Genomic DNA, 22,333 nt, shown 5'->3' with positions numbered 1-22,333 from the left:
TGACATGTAAAAACAAAGGCAAAGCGGATTTTATGAAACCCTTTTTTCAAGGGAGGCTTATGTAATGAAGATTAAACCATAATGAAATCTGTACATTGAAATTGTTTTTTAACACGGCTACGCTAAAACTTAATCTGTCAGAAACGTTACATTTTGCGTGAGTCTGTACAAGTAAAACTAACAATAATAGCGTCACTCGCCACTCTGATTAGGGACGTGTGACCAGCTTTGGCTTTGCCGTTTCGACATGCACCAGGTTAAGACATCTTCTGATCTTCAGAAGGTGAAACTATGTGTGAACACTGTAAGCATAAAATAATTTTATGTTTATGGATTCAGTATATTAGCTAATCTGGTGGAGTAGAGGTTACAAATGGCAGAACTCACGCAAGGCCGTGTAGACATTATCTCGCGCGAAAACGGCACACTCATCTCGCAGTCCGTCAGCGGTTCGTCACAATCCATTAACCTCACCGAGCCCAGCGTCGTGCGCATCAGCGGCACCCGCGACATGGTGACGCAGTATGAGCGCCAGGGTAACGATCTGGTGCTGCATATGCGCGACGGCAAGACTGTCCGCTATCAGAAATTCTTCCTCGACGACGCCGATGGCCAGCACAGCGAACTGGTGTTCGATGATGGCGTCAACCCACCGGAACACGCGCTCTTTCCCCAGACCGCAGAAGGGGCTGAACTCGCTTCCACGTCGGTCACGCCAACCTATGAATCACTCGACAGCGTAGAGCCGCTGCTGCTGGCAGATAACGCCAACACCTCGATGGGTGTGATAACGGCGGGCGGTCTGGGTGTGCTCGGCTTAGCCGGTCTGGCCGTTGGCGTCGGCGGTGGTGGTGGTGGCGGCGGGGGTAACGGTGGCGGCAATGACGGTGGCACCGATCCCGGAACACCGGTCACGCCGGGGACGCCTGCCATCACGCTCAATGCGTTCGCTGGCGATGATGTCCTGGATAACGCGGAAAAAAGCAGCGATCAGGTACTGAGCGGCACCACCAGTAATGTCGAAGCGGGTCAGATTGTCACTGTCACGCTGGGCGGCCAGACCTACAACGCCGCTGTCGGTGCTGACGGCAGCTGGAGCGTTACTATCCCTGCTGCCGCGCTGGCGGGACTCGCCGCAGGCACCACCACCATCGACGTCAGCGTCACTAACGCGGCGGGCACGACGACCACCGGCAGCCTGCCCATTACCGTCGCGGCCGCCGATCCCGGCACACCGGCTGCGCCGTCCATTAGCCTGAACCCGTTTGCGGGCGATAATCTGCTGGATAACAGCGAAAAAACCACGCCACAAACGTTGTCCGGCAGCACCAGCAATGTCGAAGCGGGCCAGCAGGTCAGTGTGACATTGGGCGGACAGAGCTATAACGCCACTGTGGGGGCGGATGGCAGCTGGAGCGTCTCAATTCCGGCTGCCGCACTCTCGGCGCTGGCTGCAGGCAGCAGCACCATTTCGGTCAGTGTGACCAGCGCCGCGGGCACGGCGGCTTCCGCCAGCCTGGGTATCCAGGTGCAGGCACCTGACACCACCCCTGGCGTGCCAGCCCTGACAATCGCCCCGTTTACCGGCGACGACGTGCTGAGCAACGCAGAAAAAACCAGCGATCAGATTCTTAGCGGCAGCACCACCAACGTCGAAGCCGGGCAGATCGTCACGGTTACACTGGGCGGCCAGAGCTACAGCGGCAGCGTGGCAGGCGACGGTAGCTGGAGCATTACCGTGCCTGCAGATGCGCTGACCGCACTGGCATCCGGCACCACCACGGTGACTGCCACCGTTGCTAACCAGGCAGGAACCGCCGCCAGCGGTAGCCTAACCGTAAACGTAGAACCACCACTGACTCAGCCGGGTACGCCCGTTATCACCATCGATCAGTTTGCCGGTGATGACATTCTCAGCAATGCCGAGAAAAGCAGCGATCAGGTACTTAGCGGCACCACCACCAATGTGGAAGCGGGCCAGATTGTCACCATCACGCTGGGCGATCAGACCTACAGCGCAGTAGTGGATGCGCAGGGCAACTGGAGCGTCACGCTCTCGCCTGCGGCACTGAATGCGCTGGCAGCCGGTTCGGTGGCGATTTCCGCGGTCGTCACCAGCCAGGCTGGCATTGAAGCCAGTGAAAACCGCGCGATCAGCATTGATACGCCGGTCGTTCCGGGCCCGCCATCCGTCACGCTGGATAATTTTGCCGGGGACAATGTGCTGAGTAATGGGGAGAAAGCCACCGATCAGACACTCACCGGCAGCACCAGCAATGTTGAACCCGGTCAGCTGGTAACCGTCACCCTGGGCGGCCAGACTTACAGCGGCAGCGTTGATGCGCAGGGCAACTGGAGCGTTACTTTGCCATCGGCGGCCCTGAGCGCCCTGGCGGCAGGTGAAACGACGCTGACGGTTTCAGTCAGCAATGTGGCCGGTGATACCGTGACCGGCACGCTGCCCATCACCGTGGAAGCGCCTGTCACACTGCCGGGCGAACCCACCGTCACCATTGGTCAGTTTGCCGGGGATGATATCCTCAGCAACGATGAAAAAGGGACGGCCCAGACGCTCTCCGGCTCCACCACCAACATCGAAGCGGGCCAGACGGTGACAGTCACCTTCGGTGGCCAGACTTACCTCGGCACCGTCGATGGCAGTGGTAACTGGAGTGTAATTGTTCCGGCAGCCGCGCTGGGTAATCTGCCTGCGGGAGCTAATACCATCAGCGTTACCGTCAGCAATGCCGATGGCGTTAGCACTACCGAAATCCGCGATATCGCGGTTGAGACGCCAGTAACGGAACCGGGTGTGCCGTCTCTGATCCTGAATGATTTCGCCGGCGACAACCTTCTGAGCAACGACGAAAAAGCGGTCGATCAGCTTGTCAGCGGTAGCACCAGTAATGTCGAAACCGGGCAGATCGTGACGGTTACCCTGGGCGGTCAGACCTACAGTGCCAGCGTGCAGGGTGATGGCAGCTGGAGCGTCGCCGTGCCGTCAGCCGCGCTGAATGCGCTGGCAGCAGGCACCACCACACTGACCGTCTCGGTCAGTAATGCAGCGGGCGACACAGTCACTTCAACGCAGCCAGTCACTGTCGAAGCCCCGGTAACGCAGCCGGGTGAAGCCACCGTAACCATCGACGCCTTTGCCGGGGATGACATCCTCAGCAACAGCGAGAAAGCCAGCGATCAGCTGCTGAGCGGCACCACCACTAATATCGGCGAAGGCCAGCAGGTCACTGTCACTCTGAACGGAGAGACTTTTACCGCCACGGTCGGTGCGGATGGCAGCTGGAGCGTGTCGATTCCTGCCAGTTCGCTGGCGGCGCTGACAGCCGGTAGCGCAGCCCTGAATGTGACGGTGACAGATCAGCTTGGTACACAGGTCACTGAAACCCGCGACTTCCTGGTGGAGTCCTCGGGCACCGGGCCAGGCACCCCGACGCTAACCCTCAATGCCTTTGCTGACGACAACATCCTGAGCAACGATGAGAAGCTGGAAGCGCAGGCGGTCTCAGGCAGCACCACCAACGTCGAGGCGGGCCAGATTGTCACGGTGACGCTGGGCGGCCAGAGCTACAGCGGAACGGTTGGCGCCGACGGCAGCTGGAACATTGCCATTCCGGCTGATGCACTCGGTGCGCTGGCAGCCGGTTCTGCCTCGCTGGTGGTCACGGCCAGCAATGCGGCAGGCACCACCGTGAGTGACACGCTGCCGATCACGGTTGAGCCGCCGGTTACCGGGCCGGGCCAGCCCACTATCACGCTCGATCAGTTCGCCGTGGATGACGTGCTGAGCAACGATGAGAAAACCAGCGATCAGCTGCTGAGCGGCAGCTCAACCAATGTCGAGGCGGGTCAGGTCGTGACCGTTACGCTGGGCGACCAGACTTACAGCGCCACGGTCGGCGCGGATGGCAGCTGGAGCCTGAGCGTCCCGGCCAGCGCGCTGGCGGCACTGACGGCGGGCAACGCAACTATCGCGGCGACAGTCACCAATCAGGCGGGCGTAACAGTCAGCGAAGATCGGGTGATTGCGGTGGAAGCGCCAGCGGAACCGGGTACGCCGACGGTGACGATCGCCCTGTTTGCCGGTGACGATCTGCTGGATAACAGCGAAAAAGCGCTGGACCAGACGCTGTCCGGCAGCACCAGCAACGTGGAGGCGGGCCAGACGGTCACCATTACCCTGGGCGGCCAAAATTACACTGCGCTGGTCAACGCGGATGGCAACTGGAGTACGCAGATCCCCTCTGCGGCGCTCAGCGCACTGGCGGCGGGCAGCAGCACCATCGCGGTCAGCGTCACAACGGCGGCAGGCGCCTCAGCTACCGACACCCGCGACATTAACGTCGCCCCGGCGGCAGGCGAACCTGGCGTGGTTTCCATTAGTGAACCTGTCAGCCTTGATGGTTTCCTGAATCAGCAGGAGCTGAGCAGCGATCTCATTATCAGCGGTTCTGCGGTAGGCGTTAACCCGGGCCAGGCGGTGCAGGTTAACTTTAACGGCAATAATTACAGCGCGCTGATCGGCGACAATGGCTTCTGGAGCGTCACTGTTCCGGCAGGCGATCTCACCACTATCACCGACGGCGTAAAACTGATTTCGGTCACCACCACCGACGCCACCGGCGCACTGCTGACCGACTCCGCTCAACTGAATGTAGTCGCAGCCACGCTGCCGCAAATCACGCTGGAGGAGAGCGCAATCACCGATGGCCTTCTCAACCGGGTGGAAGCGGGCAGCGATCTGCTGATCGGCGGCAGCACCGGCAAAGCCGTGCCGGGCCAGCAGGTTGAACTGGAACTTAACGGTAAAACCTACAGCACCACGGTCAATGCAGACGGCAGCTGGAGCCTGGCGCTGCCGGCCGCCGATCTCGCCTTACTGCCACAGGGCGCCAACAGCCTGATCATTACCGCGATTGATGAAGCAGGCAACCGCGTGGATGAGACGCTCAACTTCAGCGTCGACACGCTGCCACCGAATCTGATTGTGGCAGAGGTCGCAGGCGGCGATGGCATTCTCAACAGCAGTGAAGTGGCTGCCGGTCTGCCGGTCAGCGGTTCAGGTGCGTTGCCGGGCGAAGTGGTGTCTGTCTCGCTGAATAACGAGAGTTACAGCGCCACCGTAGATGGGCAGGGCAACTGGACGGTGGATCTGCCGCCAGCGGCGCTGCAGGCCCTGTCAGATGGCAGCAGCTATACGCTGGTAGTTACGCTGACTGATGCCAGCGGTAACACCACCACGCAGACGCAGCCCCTGGCGGTCAGCACGCAGCCTCCGGTTGCAACCGTTACCGCTCCGGGCGGTGATGGCGTCCTGACCAACAACGAACTCACTACGCCGCTGCAAATCAGCGGAACCGGCACCCCGGGCGACAGCGTGACGGTGGAATTAAACGGTAAGTCCTACACCGCCATTGTTGACGAAAACAGTAACTGGAGTGCATCCGTCCCGGTGGCCGATCTCGGCACGCTGACCAATCAGACCTATCCGGTGACCGTCACCGTGACCGATCCGGCCGGTAACATCAGCACTCAGAATACGGAACTGCGGGTGGCTACCGCGGTGCCCGCTCTGACGCTCAACGATCTCAGCGATGATGGCGTGATCAACGTCAGCGACGCGCAGCAGCCGCTAATCGTCAGCGGAACCGGCGACGAAGGCGACATCATCCGCGTCACGCTGAATAACGTGGCCTACAGCGCCGTGGTGGCGCAGGGTGGCAGCTGGAGTGTCACCGTTCCGGCATCCGACCTGGCAAATGTGCCCAACGGTACCCAACCGGTATCGGTAGTGGCGACAGACGCCGATGGTAATACCACGCCAGCCAGCAGTTCACTGATTTTCGCCACCACACCGCCGTTGCTGGAAGTCTCCACGCCGGGCAGTGATGGTTATATCAATATCGCTGAACACACTCAGGATCTCACACTCGACGGACGCGGGGGGGCCCAGGGCGACACCGTCACGGTGAGTTTCAATGGCGAGACCTACACCGCCATCGTGGATACCGATGGCGCGTGGAGTGTTACGGTGCCCGCCGCGATTATCAGCCAGCTGGGTGACGCAACCTATCCGGTGGATGTGGTACTCAGCGATGCTTATGGCAACAGCAGCACCGTACCGACCAGCGTCACTGTGCTGGCGGCAACGTCGCCGGCGCTGACCATTAATCCCGTGACCGGCGATAATCAGGTCGACAGCGCTGAACAGCTCACCGACATTCTGGTCACCGGTAACGTCACCGGCGTACCGGCAGGTCAGCCGGTATTGCTGACCATCAATGGCCAGTCTTACGATGGCGTAGTACAGGCGAACGGTAGCTGGAGTGTGTCGCTGCCAGCCGGATCGCTGGGCGGTGCAGGCGATAAAACCTTCACCGTGGCGATTACCGATGTGGCCGGTAACCCGGCGCTGCCTGCTGAAGGGCAGTTCAGCGTGGTTACTTCGCCCGTACCGTCGCTGTCGATTGCCCCAATCAGTGATGACAATGCGCTGAATGCCCTGGAGGCGCAGAGCGATCTTATCCTCAGCGGCGGTTCAGCGAACCTGCCGGCTAACAGCCCGATCAGCGTAACGCTGGTGACTGGCGGCACCGTCTACACCACCACAACCGATGAAACCGGTGCGTGGACCCTGACCGTGCCGGCTGCCGATCTGGCGACGCTGCCGCAGGGCACGACCACCGTTACCGTCTCTTCGGGTGATGTGCAGAACAGCCTGCCGCTGCTGGTGGCGACCGCGCCGCTGGCAGACCCGCAAATCAACACGCCATTCACTGACGGCATACTCAATACCGATGAAGCCAGCGCGGCGCAGACGCTGACCGGCACAGTCCTGCCAGGCCAGGCGGTCAGCGTGACCCTGGGCGGTACCAGCTATCCGGCCACTGTAGACGCGAATGGTGAATGGAGCGTGACGATACCCGCAGACAGACTGCAGGCACTTGCGCAGGGCAGCAATCCGATTACCGTGACGGTGAGTGATGAAGCGGGTAACAGCACCAGCATCAGCGAGCCGCTGATTGTTGATACCGGCGTACCGGCGCTGACCGTTAACCCGATTGCCACCGATGGCACGATTAATGAGGCTGAAACCGCCACCGATCTGACCCTCAGCGGCACCGTTACGCCAGGTAGTAGCGTCAGCCTTGCGCTGAATGGCCAGACCTATGACGCAGTGGTTGCCGCCGATGGCAGCTGGACCGCCACCGTGCCTGCTGCGAATCTGCAACAGTTGCCAGATGGCCGTTACGATCTCAACGTGACCGTCACCACCGTCAGCGGCAACGTCGCCACTACGCCAGTGTCGGTTACCGTGGATACCACGGCACCAGACTTCAGTATCGCTGCGCCCGCGGGTGATGGCGTGCTGAATATCGCTGAGCAGGCGGCAGGGTTCAGTTTCAGCGGCGCAGGCAGTGAAGGCGACCGCGTCAGTGTGACGCTGAATGGCGTGACCTACACCGGCACCGTTGATGGTGACGGAAACTGGGCGCTGGCTGTTCCGCCAGCGGCGCTTGCCGGTCTGACCAATGGCAGCAGCTATCCGGTGGTGGTCACCGTCACCGACGCAGCCGGTAACAGCAGCAGCCAGAACAGTGCCCTGACGGTTGCGACTACGCCGCCTCCGCTGGTCGTCGCGCCGGTCAGCGGTGATAACGCGCTGAACGTCGGGGAACTGGCAGAGCCGCTGGTGGTAAGTGGCAGTGGTCAGAATGGTGACGTGGTCACAGTCCAGCTCAATGACCAGCTCTACAGCACCACCGTTGGCGTTAACGGCCAGTGGACGCTGCAGATCGCCCCTGAAGCGCTGGCGGCACTGCCTCCAGGCAGTAATCTGGTGACGGTGACGGAAACCAGTGCTAACGGGAATCAGAGCAGCCAGGTGGTTGATCTGAATGTGGCAACCGCGCCGGACGTGCAACCTGTACTGACCATCGACAGCAGCACCTTCGCCGGTGACGGCATCGTCACGGCAGCGGAGCAGCTGCAGCCGATAACGGTGCGCGGCAGCAGCACGAATGTCGAACCGGGCCAGCAGGTGATCATCTCCCTGAATGGCATCGAATACAGCGGTGTGGTTGAGGCCAGCGGCAACTGGAGCATTATTCTGCCTGCGGGCGCCCTGGCTGAACTGGGAGAAGGCAACCAGACACTGAACGTCAGCGTCATCAACGCCGTGGGTAACACCGCCAGCAGCCCGCTTGACTTCAGTGTGGACAACACCCTGCCGTCGATCGCGCTGGCACCCGTCAGTGACGACAACTACCTCAATGCGCAGGAATTGGGTGGCGCCGTTGTAGTCAGCGGCAGCACCAGCGGTCTGCCTGACGGCAGCATTGTCACCGTGCTGGCCAACGGCACCACGGTCAGCACCACCGTGACGGCAGATGGAAGCTGGAGCCTGACCTTACCGGCAGGCACCTTTACCGGAACGGCAGATGGCCCGCAGACCATCACCGCCACCGCCAGCGACGCTAACGGACAGCCGCTGGCGACCAGCGACGCTACCCTGACGGTGATCGCCAGCGCATTGCCGGTGGCGACCCCGGGCGTGGCCTTTGATGATGGCATTCTGAACGGTGAGGAAGCCGCCGCCGGTGGCACGATCACCGGTAACACGGGCGTGACCGGCGACGGCCAGACCGTCGTCGTGACGCTGGGCGGCAACAACTACAGCGGCACGGTCGATGCCGCAGGCAACTGGCAGGTCGCCGTTCCGGCCGATGTCTTGTCTGCGCTGCCACAGGGCAATAGTGGCTACACCGTGGTCGTCAGTGATGTGGCGGGCAACAACAGCCAGGCGGATGGCAACCTCGTGGTGGATACGCTGCCTCCGGTGCTGAACTTCATTACGCCATCCGATGGCATCATTAACGCCGCTGAAAGTCAGCAGCCGCTGACGCTGACCGGCAGCAGTGAAGCTAACGCCCTGATTGTGGCCAGTTTTAACGGCACCACCCTGAGCACCACCGCTGACGTCAACGGCGTCTGGTCGCTGGATCTGCCCGCCACGGTTTACACCGGGCTGGGCAACGGCAGCTATCCGCTGACCGTGACCGCCAGCGATGCGGCAGGAAATGCCACCACCACCAGCCGCGACCTGGCGCTGAAAGTGGAGCCAGGCACACTGCCGACCCTGACGCTGGATGCCTTTGCCGGTAACAACGTGGTCGATGGCGCGGAGCGCCTCACCGATCAACGTCTCTCCGGCACCACCACCAACGTCGAAGCGGGTCAGCTGGTTACCGTCACCGTTGACGGCACAGTCTACAGCGCCGCCGTGCAGGCGAGCGGGGCATGGAGCATGATCGTGCCAGCCGGTGCGCTGGCCGCGATTAATGATGGCAGCGCCAGTTTTACCGTGGCGGTCAGCGATGTGGCGGGCAACACCACCACCAGCAATCTCACCTTTGACGTCAACAGCAATGCCTCTGGCCTGGCGATGGATGCCATCAGCGAAGACAACTACCTGAATGCGCAGGAGCTGGGTCAGGCCCTGATCGTCACCGGTACGTCGGTGAACGTGACAGAGGGCAGCACGGTCACGTTGCTGTTTAACAACATCAGCTACACCGCGCAGGTCTCGGCCAGCGGCCGCTGGACAGTGATCGTTCCGGCTGAGGCACTGACGGCGCTCGCCGATGGGCCTTACACTCTGACGGTCACCGCAACGGACAGCGGCGGGGCGACCCTGAGCAGCGAGGCAGCGCTCAGCGTGCTGGCGACGCTGCCAGCACCGCAGATCGTCTCGGCCTTTGGCGATGGCCTGCTCAACAGCAGCGAGATCGCCACAGCACAAACCCTGAGCGGCACCACCGGCATAACCGGTGACGGCCAGACGGTGAGCGTGCTGCTGAATGGCGCAACCTACAACGGCACCGTCGACGGCAATGGCAACTGGCAGATCAGCGTGCCGGCTTCCGCGCTGGCCGGTCTGCCGGAAGATCTACTGAATTACACCGTCACAGTCCAGGATGCGGCGGGTAACACCGGCAGCAGCCAGGGCAGCGTGACGGTGGATCTGACGCCACCGACCCTGACACTGAATACGGTTGCGGGCGATAACAGTATCAATATTGCCGAAAGCACCGCGCCGATAGTTCTCAGCGGCAACAGCAATGCCGAAGCCGGACAGCAGGTCACCATTACCCTGAACAACCAGACCTGGACCACCACGGTTGACCAGAACGGCGAGTGGAATCTGACGCTGCCTGCGGGTTCGCTGGCCGGCATTCCGGCCGGGGCGTACATTCTGACCGTGACGGTCAGCGATGCGGCGGGTAACCCGGTAACCGAAACCCGTGAAATCACCGTGGCAACGGCGTCGCTGGCCGTCAGCATAGACACCCCGTTTGGCGATGGTTATCTGAACCTGGCGGAACAGGGAGTCGGTCAGACGCTGACCGGCAGCACCGGTGTAGCGGGCAACGGCCAGACCGTCAGCGTGACGCTGGGCGGGAACGATTATTCCGCCACGGTGGATGCGCAGGGTAACTGGACGCTGAACTTATCAGCAGATCAGGTGCAGTCGCTGGGCGAGGGGGTTACTACGCTGGTGGTCAATGCCAGCGATGCCGCCGGTAACAGTGGTTCGCTGACCAGCGCCGTTACGGTCGATCTCACGCCGCCTGTGCTGACCGTCAATGCCATCGGCGGCGACAACATTATCAATTCGGTAGAGGTGCTGGAAGCGGTCGCTATCAGCGGCAGTGCGTCGGTAGCGGATGCCGGACAGACGGTCACCGTCAGCTTCCAGAATGTCGATTACACCACTCAGGTGCTCTCTGACGGCACCTGGGAGGTGACACTGCCAGCCAGCGTCGTGCAGGGGCTGGCAGACGGCAGCTACACCGTTGCTGTCTCGATGACCGATGCGGCGGGGAACCCGGCCACGGCCACCCAGACCCTGACGCGTGATGCTGACACTCTGAACCTGCCAACCCTGACCATCGGGACCATCAGTGACGATAACTTCCTTAACCAGGCGGAGTCGCTACAGGATCTGAACATCGGCGGCACCAGTAACAACCTGGTGGAAGGCCAGCTGGTGACGGTGACGCTGAATAACATTCAGTACAGCGGCACGGTGGCAGCCGACGGCAGCTGGACGGTGACCGTTCCGGCCGCCGATCTGGGTAATCTGCCGGATGGCGATCAGCTGCTGGTCGTGGTCTCAGCGGATACGTCTGGCAATCCGGCCAGCGCCAGCACCAGCCTGGTCGTGCTGGCCAGCGAGCAGGTTCAGCCGACGCTGACCATGAACGTGGTAGCCGGCGATGATGTGATTAACGCCACCGAGGCCACAGCGGATGTCGCGGTCAGCGGCAGCAGCACCCTGCTGGCAGCGGGTACGCTGGTGACGGTGTCGTTTAACGGCACTGACTACAGCACCACGCTCGACGCTGACGGCAACTGGACGGTGAATGTCCCGTCAGCTGCCTTTACCAGCGTGGCTCCGGGCAGCACGCAAATCTTTACCGTGACCGCCACTGATGTCGCAGGCAATCCGGTGACCGCCACTCAGGAGGTTAGTTTCATTACCACACCGCCTGCGCTGACGAATATCACGGTCGATGCGGGAGATACCCTTAACCTGGCGGAGTCGCTGCAGGATCTCACCATCAGCGGCAGCACCACGGGCGCATTGCCGGTGACGGTGACGCTGAATAACGTCAGCTATACCACCACGGCAGATGCCGACGGTAACTGGTCACTTACTATTCCGACCGCTGACCTGCAGCAGCTGGCGGACGGCCCCAATGCGATTACCGTTTCGGTCACCGACGCGGCGGGCAATATCACCACGGATAGCACCACGACACTGGACGTAGCGTTTAATACCCTGCCAGCGCTGACGCTGAATACGCCGTTTGGCGATGCGCTGATCAGTGCGGCAGATGCGGAAGGGGCGTTAACGCTGAGTGGTGACAGTACCAATCTGCCGGAAGGCAGCGTGGTGAACATCTCTGTAGGCGGGCAGAACTTCAGCACCACCACGGATGTCAGCGGTAACTGGACGCTGAACCTGGCACCGGGCGCGCTGACGGGCCTGGCCGATGGATTGACACAGGTGGTGGTCAGCGCCGCGGATGGTGCCGGTAATCCGGCGCAGGTTACCGCAGGCGTTGAGATCCTGCAGAGTGATCCTGTTTCAGCCGCCTTCGACACGACACTGTTCGGCGATAACATCATTAATATCAGCGAAGCAGGCTCCGTTCAGCTGGTCACCGGCACCTCCACCGTCGTGCCGGGCCAGACCCTGAGCGTCACGGTAGGCGATGACAATATCCCGCTGGCGGTGACGGTCGATGCCAATGGCAACTGGACTGCCAGCCTGCCCCCAGAGTTCATTGCCAGCCTGGGAACCGGTGAACATACCCTGACCCTCACCACCACGGATCGGGCCGGTAACAGCATTGAAACGACCAAAACGTTCGTCGCTGCGATTACGCCGATTGCTAATCCAACGCTGGATACGCCATTTATTGATGGCCGTATCAATGCTGAAGAGGCCGCCTCAGGCGGATCCCTGACCGGTGCGGTGAATATTAATAACGCTGCGTCGGTCACGGTGACCGTTAATGGTACGGTCTATTCCGCTACGCTCAGTGCGGATGGTTCGCGCTGGTCGCTGGATCTGCCACCTTCTGTATTGCAGTCATTGCCGGATGGCAACTGGCCGGTGAGCGTGACGGTTACCGATGCGAACGGCAACGTCGGCAGCACCAGCGGCACGATACTTGTAGCCGTTAACGCGCTGCCGGATGTCACCCTGAACCTGCCGTTTGGCGACGGTGCGCTGAACGCAGCAGAGGCGGCCGATGAACAGATCCTCAGTGGCACAACCGGCATTACCGGTGCCGGACAGACGGTAACGGTGCTCATCTCCGGCTTTAACAACGGTCAGCCGCTGGCAGCCACGGTGCAGACCGATGGCAGCTGGTCTCTGGCCCTGTCGCCAGCGCAGTTAGCCACCTTCACCAGCGGCACCCACACCATTACCGTGACGGCGACCGATATCGCGGGTAACAGCGACGCGACGGCGCAGAACGTGGTGACAGAGGTGGCGCTGCCTGTGCCGACCTTCAACCCAGGCGCATTTGGCGGCGACAACCTGCTGAACATCAGTGAAGCCGCGGCAGGGGTGACCCTGACCGGCACCACCGGCAGTGTCGGGGCGAACCAGGCGGTCAGCATTACCGTGAATGTCAACGGCAGCCTCTATTCTGGCACCGTGGCGAGCAACGGTAACTGGACTGTTAACATTCCTGCCAACGCCCTGAGCTCACTGGGTGACGGTGCGCAATCACTGACGGTTAACGTCGTGGATGCGGCGGGCAACAGCGCATCGGCGCAGCTGCCGTTCACCGCAGATCTCAGCGCGCCGCAGCCTGCGGTCAATCCGGAATTCCTTGGCAGTTATGTGAATGGCGGCGATGTGGCCGCGGGAGTAACGCTGAGCGGAACCACCGGTGAGGCGGGCGCGAATCAGACTGTGCAGCTTACGCTTGGCGGCACAACCTATTCCGCGACAGTGGATGCCAATGGGAACTGGACGGTGCCACTGACAACGGCGGAGCTTTCACTTCTGCCGGATGCCACCTATCCGGTTACCGTGACGGCAACCGATGCGGCGGGCAACAGCACCACCATTAACAGCTCGCTGGTGCTCGACACCACACCGCCGGTGCTTAATGTTGCCGCCTTTACCGGTGACAATGCGCTGAACTACACCGAGAGCATTCAGCCGCAGAGTCTCAGCGGCACCGCAGCGGGAGCCGAGCCGGGATCAGTGGTTTCGATCTCACTGAATGACACGCTGCTTGGCACCGCGATAGTGACAGCCAACGGCAACTGGAGTGTAACGCTGACGCCAGAACAGATGGCCACCTTTGGTCCATCGACGACCCTGGCGCTGGCAGTGACCGATCTGGCAGGCAATACCGCCAACGGCACGGTTGCGCTGACGGTAGATCTTACCCCACCGCCAGGGCCGCTGGTTACGCTGGGCACGGTGTCGGGCGACAACATCATCAGCACCCAGGATGTGGCGGGTGGTGTGGTAGTGAGTGGCACCTCCGCTAACCTCGGCGCGGGTGGGGTAGTGACGGTGTCGATCAATGGTCAGGAGTACGCGACTACGCTGGATGGGTCGGGCAACTGGTCAACGGCGGCATTGCCGGTCAGCGCCTTTGGCAATGCGGACGGCAGCGTCGCCATCACGGTGAATGCTACCGACGGCACTAACCCTGTGACCACCAGCGGTAACGTGCTGATCGACCTTACGCCACCGGCACTGACTCTCAATCCATTTACCGGTGACAACCAGGTCAATGGCAATGAAAGTGCCACCAGCCAGGCCATCAGTGGCACCGCCGATCTCAGCGAAGTGGGTCGCACGGTGGTGGTGACCTTCAATAATCAGACCTACAACGCCGTGGTGCAGAGCAACGGCACCTGGTCCACAACGGTTCCTGCCAGCGCGATGCAGGCTCTTCCCGATGGCAGCTCGCCGGTGATCACCGCGCAGCTGGCGGATGCGGCCGGTAACGTGACGACGACCACCCAGACGGTGACGGTCGATACCGCCGCGCCGCTGGTCCTGGTCGACGCGTTCCTCGGCGACAACGTGATCAACGCCGCTGACCTGGTGCTAAGCCAGGTGCTGACCGGCAGCGCGCAGGGAGCAGAAGGCCAGACCATCGGGCTCTATCTGGGCGATGCCGCGCCGATCGCCACCGCAACGGTGGGTGCTGACGGACGCTGGAGCATCGATCTCGCGCCGGATGTTCTGTCGAGTCTCACTGACGGTGCGCTGGTGTTTGGCGTGCGGGTCAATGACGGTGCGGGCAACCAGACCGACGCCACGCTGACGGTCAACAAAGTGGTCAACAGTGCCCTGACGCTGGTGGTCGATTCGGTGTTCGGCGACGGCACGCTCAGCGCGCTGGATACTACGGTGGCGCAGACTATCTCCGGGGTTGCGACCTCGGCGGGCGTGGGTGCCACGGTATCGGTGGTGCTGGGCGGCACAACGCTCTCTGCGTCAGTGGGCCAGGATGGTAAATGGGCCATCGTGGTGCCGCCTTCGGTGCTGGGTCTGTTGAGCGATGGCAATCTTGCGCTTGATGTCACCCTGACCGATGCCGCAGGCAACACCCGTACCGTCGGTGAAACCGTCACCGCGATTGTCGATGCGGTGCCGGTGGTTGGCGCGCTCACCGGGCTGTTTGGCGGTGATAACCTGCTGAACATTGCGGAAGCCGCTGCCGGACAGCTCGTCAGTGGCGTGATAGAAAATGCGGCTGTGGGTTCCCAGGTAACGGTCACCTTTGGCAGCAAGAGTTACAGCACGACGGTGCAGGCGGGTGGAGTGTGGAGCGTTAACCTGCCGGGCAGCGATCTGACCTCTCTGCTGGATGGCAATCTGACGCTGGGTGTCAGCGTCAGAGACGTGGCGGGCAATGTCGCCTCCAGCAGCGCATCCATCGGCATCTTTACTCAGACGCCATCAATCTCGCTGACCTCACTGTTTGGTGATGGGGTGCTGAACCTGGCTGATATCGCCACCGGACAGGTGATCAGCGGGGTGGTGAACAACGTCGCGCAGGGCAGTGTGGTGACGCTCTCGGTTGGCAATAGCCAGGTGACCGCCACCGTGGGTGCGGGCGGGGCGTTCAGCGCCACGGTGACGCCAGATATTCTGGGCACGCTGGCGCAGGGCAACCTTACGGTGGGCGCGTCGGTAACGGATGCGGCGGGCAATACCGCCAGCACCAGCGCCGGTATCCGGGTCGATACGCTGCTGCCGACCATCACCGTGAATCCGCTGTTTGGCGACGGTCTGCTGAACGTGGCGGATTCGCTGGTCACCCAGGTGATCGGTGGGGTGATTGGCGGCGCGGAAGCGGGATCGCGCGTGGTGGTGTCGGTAGGTTCACAGCAGTTGGTGACGGCGACCGATGCCAATGGCAACTTTAACGTCTCGCTGACGCCAGCGCTGTTGCAGGGGATTGCAGATGGCAATCTGACCGTGGGCATCAGCGTCACCGACAGCGCGGGTAACACCAACAGCACCACGGCCGGGGCACTGGTCGGTATTCACAACCTGCCGAAAGTCACCCTCAATCCGCTGTTTGGCGACGGCGTGCTGAACCTGGCGGAGTCGCTGGTGACTCAGACCATCAGCGGCACGGTCTCCGGGCTGGCTGCGGGTAGCAGCGTCAGGCTGGCAATTGGCAACACCATCGTCAACGCGCAGGTCAACGCAGATGGCAGTTTCTCAACCGCCGTCTCGCCAGCGATTCTGTCAACGCTGCTGAACGGTAACTTCACCGTCAGCGCGGCCGTCACCGATCCGGTCGGAAACGTCAGCAGCACCAGCGCGGGCGTGTCACTGGGACTGTTCCAGCCGACTCTGTCGGTGAATACGGTGTTTGGCGATGGTGTGCTGAGCGCCGCGGATCTGGCCTCTAACCAGACCCTGAGCGGGACGTCCAGCCTCTCTGCCGGTTCAACCGTCAGCGCCACGCTGAATGGCCTGACTTACACCACCAAAGTGGTCAGCGGCGGCAACTGGAGTATTACCGTCCCGAAAGCGGATCTGGTTGCTATCACTGACGGCAGTAAAACCGTCACGGTCACCGGCACCGATGCTTACGGTAACGTGGCAAACAGCAGCGGAACGCTGAGCGTCATCAGTCAGTCGACGCCGGTGGTCGCCATTACCTCGCTGTTTGGTGACAGTGCGCTGAGTGCGGCAGATGTCAAAACGGCGCAGACTATTAGCGGCACCGCCAGCAACGCCGAGGGATCGGTCGTGCGCGTCACGCTGGGCGGCCAGACTTACAGCACCACGGTGAGCAGCAACGGCAACTGGAGCCTCTCTGTTCCGGCGGCTAACCTTGCTGCCATTACTGACGGTCTGCAGACCGTCACCGCCAGCGTGACCAACGGTGCGGGCAGCATTGGCAACACCTCGGCGTCGCTGGGTGTGGTCAGTCACACCACGCCGACGGTCAGCGTCAACAGCTTCTTTGGCGGCGATGGCTACCTCAATATTGCGGAAGCCAACAGTACTGAAACCATCAGAGGAACCAGCACCAACGCGGCGGGCGGCACGGTGACGGTGAACGTGGCGGGTAATATCCTTACCACGACCATTGGTGCGAATGGCGCATGGAGCATCAGCGTGCCGTCAGCGACGCTGAAAGGGATCGCCGATGGCAGCCATCCACTCACCGTTACGGTGGCGGACATTGGCGGCAACACCGCAACCAGTACCAGCAGCTTTACCGCGCTGTCGCACAATCAGCCGCTGGTCGGAGTCGATCCGGTGCTGAGCATCGTCGGTTCCTTACTGGCGGGTCTGGTGGTGCAGGGGGGATCGCTGAATGCCGCGCAGGGCTCGAAAGTGAGCGTTACGCTGCTGCTCTCCAACGGCAACAACGGCCCGACGCTAAACACCACGACCGATGCGCTGGGGCGTTACGCAGTTAACTTCTCACCTTCACTGCTGTCGGTGGGTGGCCTGCTGCTGTCGCTGGGAACGCTGGCGAAAGTCACGATTACCGACGCGGCCGGTAACAGCTACTCGACCACCAATACCCTGTTACTGGGTGCCGTGCTACCGGTGACGCTGGCGGCAAACGAATCGGTTGCGCTGTTCTCGGTGGCGGATGACAGCGCTACTGTCGCCAGCGCGGAGACGCAGCATAACAGCAGCACCAGCAGCGACGAGAGCAGCGCCCATGTGGCGGTGGCTTCCACGCTGATCACCGAAGCGGATACCGTGACACCCGTCGGCAGCAGTGAAAACGCGGCGGCAAATGACGCCGCGGTGGCAGCGGCACCGGCAGAGGAGGCGGGGTACACCATCGGCGGCGTCGTGATTACGCTGGCCGATGGCAGCACCATTGAGGGGGCGACAGTGACCGGCAGCAGCGGGGCGGATATCGTGACGGTCAGTGACCTTAACTTTACCCATATTGATGGCGGCGCAGGCACCGATACCCTGGTGCTGAATGGTGAGCATCTCAGTCTGGATCTCACCGCGCTGGGCCTGAAGGTCGAACACATTGAGGTGCTCGATTTGGGTAAAACCGGAACCAACTCCGTGAAGCTCGATCTCAATGAAGCACTCAATATCACGGATAAACAGAGTGACGATTTGCTGATCAAAGGCGCAGATGGCAGCCAGGTGACACTGGCTAACAGCAACGGCGGAATCTGGGAAGTGACGGGCGAGCGTACCGTTGAGGGCAGAGTCTTTGAGATCTACCACAACTCGGCGCTGACCAGTGATAACACCCTGGGCGATGTGCTGGTGCAGCAGAACCTGCAGGTTCATGTTGTGTAGTGACTGAAAGGTCTGTTCAGAAGATGAATAGAGCGGGTGCGAAAGCACCCGCTTTTTTTGTTTTAGTCACGTGATAATTGCATTTTCCAGATTATCGCCACTATTCATTAGCAGAATGAAAGATTAGGGTAGGCGCAACAAACGGCGTCACGCCGTAAAATCAGCATTCTGACTCTATTTGGCGCTTTTATTAGCGTCCTGTTTATCAATCCTTGTTACCTGCGGGTAACCGGTTCCGACCAGCGGAAACGGGCAGCTTCAGCTGTCCCACTACCATGTCGTCAGACTAAACGATCGGTTTATCCGATGGTTTTTGTCTGCGTTTCTGTTCTGAACTGAGGTTACCTATGTCATCACCCGATACGCTTCGTACCATCCGGCTCGAATCCATTTTCCAGACGGCGGTAAGCGACTTTGCCGTTGCCGATAGCGCTGTGCCCGCCATTGCGCCAGCCGCCACGCAAAGTCTGAGCCTTCCTTTCGCCACGTCGGGACAGAGCCTGCCGATCACTACGCTCTCCACCGAGTCACTGCATAGCAGCCCGCTCAACGACAGCACACTGGCTGTCAGCGCGGTCAAAAGTTCGCCGCCCGCTATGCTGCGACCCTATGAACCGATCGCCAGTGATGGCGTGATCGCCGGCTGGGAAGCGCAAAAGCCGGTGCATCTGCGCGGCCGTGCGGAAGGAGAAGCGGGATCCACCGTAACGCTGACCTTCAACGATCAAAGCTGGCACAGCACCGTCAATAAGTGGGGCTACTGGAACGCCTCAATGCCGGCTGATGCGCTGAAAGGCGTAGCGGATGGCAACCACACGCTGACGCTGACCATTACCGATAAAGCAGGGCAAAGCACGGCAACCACCGTAGATTTTGGTCTCTATACCGACCGCACGATCAAACCTACGCTGACCGTGGACACGGTCAGTGGTGATAACGCAGTGAGTATTGCTGAGAGCATTTATGGCGTTGAGATCAGCGGCAGCGCAACGCATTTGCCGGTGGGGTCGGTGCTGAAACTGACGCTGGGGACGCAAACCACCACCGCCAGCATGGGAAACGACGGTAAGTGGTATGGCACATTTCATGAAAGCGATATGCAGGCGCTGAAAGACGGGGTCTACAGCCTGAAAGTCACGGCGACCGATCCCAATGGAAAAACCGCCACCGAATATCACGATCTGACGCTGATCACCCATCTGAGTAGCCTGCCAAAAATTAGCTTCGATAAGGTCACTGCGGACGATGTGATAAACCTGGCAGAAAGCCAGCAGGATCTGCTACTGAGCGGCATGCTCTCCACCGTCATGCCGGGCCATCGGCTGGTGATCACGGGTGCCAACCAGAAAGATTATGCCGCCACCATAGGCGATGATGGACACTGGCAGGTGGTGATCCCGGCAGCGGATGTGCACGCCTTTATCAACGTTGGGGAAATCCGCGCCTGGTCGATCGACGGGGCCAAAAACTACATCGACGTCACGCATGAGCTGAATATCCACACCGGCTTTATTCCGATCTACACCGAAATGGATATCGGCGGTGACATGACGCTCAACTATCAGGAGGCGCAGCACGATCTGAGCTTCTACGTTGAAGGCGCCAACACCCTGGAGATCAACGGTAAAACCTACCAGCCCGACGCCAAAGGTATGGTAACACTGACCTCCAGCGAGCTGCTGGCACTGCCGGATGGCCCGGTCGCCGCCACCTTTCACCGCTGGGATGAATATGGCAACAGCGACACCCAGACCAGCGATAAACTGTTTACCGTAGCCGTGCACCAGCGGCCGACGCTGACCCTGGACACGGCTTTTGGTGATAACAAAATTGATGCTGCCGATGTCAACAGCTGGCATCTGATTCAGGGCAGCTCCAGTCATCTGCAACCGGGCAGCCTGGTGGAATTAACGCTGGGCGATCAGCACTACAGCGCCAGTGTAAAAGCCGATGGCGGCTGGGCGCTGACCATTCTGGCCGGGCAGCTGGCACCGCTGGACGATGGTGAGTACCAGATGACAGTCAGCGGCAAAGACAGCGCCGGTAATCTGGCCAGTGCCAGCCAGACGGTGCAGGTGGCCTCACATACCGAAAGTGCCAACCCGCTGGAGGGTCAGACGGTGGACCAGTTGCTGGAGACGGTCAGCCTGACCCAGCAGGCGGAGACGGCGCACGTGGCGCAGACATCTACTGCCGCCGCCGCACCGCAGGAAAGTCATCTGTTCTCCGATATTCCTTATACGCTCGCCGACCACCTGCTGCAGCATCCTGCGGCACACCCCCTGGTCTGACGCTGACACATTAGTAAACGCACTGCCTTCCGGACAGGTCTGTTAAGCCTGTCTGGATTGGCGCGAGCTCGCTCAGTGGTTGCTTTTCGTTCGTTCAGTAGAAATATTAACGATTTCATCTGTTTTTAGCAGGAATAAGCGCGGGATCTGATCTAATAATGTTAAAGGTCGTTTAGCGTCTCGCTTGCGAACCATAAATAAAATAACGCAGTAAATCTGTCAGACGCTGAGTAGCACCCCTTTTTGCTCGCTTTGTTCACCAGGAAAAACACCATGATGATAAGAACCCCTGTTGGTATGGATAATGAACAAAGCGCGATTAACTTTTTTGTTGTGCGCCCTGAGTGGCGCTGCAGTGCACGCGGCTTTTGCCGCACCGTTACCTAAAGCCGAATTTAACTGGCGCGCCGCGCCCACCGAAGAGCAGATTGCCAGCTTAACGCTGCGCGACGCCATTCTTCGGGCCTTCGCCCGCAATCCGAAAATCTCGGAAGCGGCGGCACAGATCCACATCGGTGAGGGGGATCTTGATGCCGCCCGCAGCGCCTGGTATCCGCAGATCTCACTGCAGGGCGCGGCGGGACGCTCTCATCAGACCGACTCCGCCGGGAGCCTGAACAATAACGGCTCCGGCGGTATCACACTCAGCCAGCTGCTCTACGACTTTGGCCGCACCGGCAGCGCCATCGATGAGCAGCACGCGCTGTCGGATGCTTATCGTTACAGCCTGTTCGACTCGATGACCACCGTGGCGGAAGATACGCTGCAGGCCTACCTCGAAGTCAAACGTTACCAGGCGCTGGCAGAAACGGCGCATACCAATATTGCCTCGCTGAAGCGCGTGCGGGATATCGCGAAACTGCGCGCCGATGCCGGCCTCAATTCCCAGTCCGACGTTCTGCAGGCAGAAACCCGCATCGCCGCGATGCAGGCCACGCTGGAGCAATATCGTGCCCAGCATCGTTCCGCCACCGCGCAACTGACCGTGCTGACCGGCGTGGTTCCCGCCACGCTGCCTGAACTGCCCCAGGCGCTGCTTAAGCAGCAGATCACCCTCGACAAAATCGCCTATGAAAGCAGCGCGGCGGTGCGCAGTGCGCAGTCGAAGCAGGAAGCCGCTCGTGAACGGGTGCGCCAGGCAGAGTCCGGTCACTGGCCGACGATTAAAGTGCAGGCGGGCCGGACCCGCTATGAAAACGATCGTCAATCTTACTGGGATGATGAAGTGCAGCTGCAGGTGGAAGCACCGCTTTATCAGGGCGGCCTGGTGAATGCGAAAACCCAGTCAGCAGAGGGCGATCGTGAAGCGGCGCAGGCCGCTATTCAGCAGGCCAAGCTCGCCATCAATCAAAACGCTTCTACCGCCTATGCCGACATGATTGGCGCGCAGCAGCGGCAGGCTGCCGGGGAAGTGCAGCTGGCCAGCGCCGACCATACCCGTAATGTCTACGCCGATGAATATCGCCTGAGTAAGCGCAGCCTGAACGATCTGCTTAGCGTGGAACAGGATGTGTTTCAGGCTGACAGCTCACGTATCACCGCGCTTTACGATGGCTGGGACGCCACCGTGCGTTATGCCGCCGCGGTAGACAATCTGCTCGATATCATGGGTATCGATCGCCAGCAAAGCAGCGGCGATCTCCTTCCTTCGCTGCAATAGCGATAA

The 22,333-nt window shown here is 60.8% G+C and carries 3 protein-coding genes; all 3 read left to right on the top strand.

Annotation, left to right across the window (positions count from 1 at the left end):
* Positions 1–373: 373 nt before the first annotated feature.
* The 3 genes from LC417_RS16110 to LC417_RS16100 all read left to right on the top strand — a co-directional run bounded on the left by LC417_RS16110 (position 374) and on the right by LC417_RS16100 (position 22,327).
* Positions 374–18,376 carry an Ig-like domain-containing protein gene (locus tag LC417_RS16110; protein WP_223566142.1) on the top strand — a complete coding sequence of 6,001 codons (18,003 nt, stop codon included), beginning with the start codon at positions 374–376 and terminating at the stop codon, positions 18,374–18,376.
* Between the two features lie 347 nt (positions 18,377–18,723).
* Positions 18,724–20,667: an Ig-like domain-containing protein gene (locus tag LC417_RS16105; protein WP_223566141.1), complete on the top strand. Its 1,944-nt coding sequence runs from the start codon at positions 18,724–18,726 to the stop codon at positions 20,665–20,667.
* Positions 20,668–20,971: 304 nt separating this feature from the next.
* Positions 20,972–22,327: a TolC family outer membrane protein gene (locus LC417_RS16100; protein WP_010671027.1), complete on the top strand. Its 1,356-nt coding sequence runs from the start codon at positions 20,972–20,974 to the stop codon at positions 22,325–22,327.
* The last annotated feature ends 6 nt before the right edge of the window (positions 22,328–22,333 follow it).

This window comes from Pantoea sp. OVA07A (assembly GCF_019969975.1).
Lineage (GTDB): Bacteria > Pseudomonadota > Gammaproteobacteria > Enterobacterales > Enterobacteriaceae > Pantoea > Pantoea agglomerans.
The sequence above is the reverse complement of the archived record's forward strand: the minus strand, read 5'-3'. Positions and strand labels throughout refer to the sequence as shown.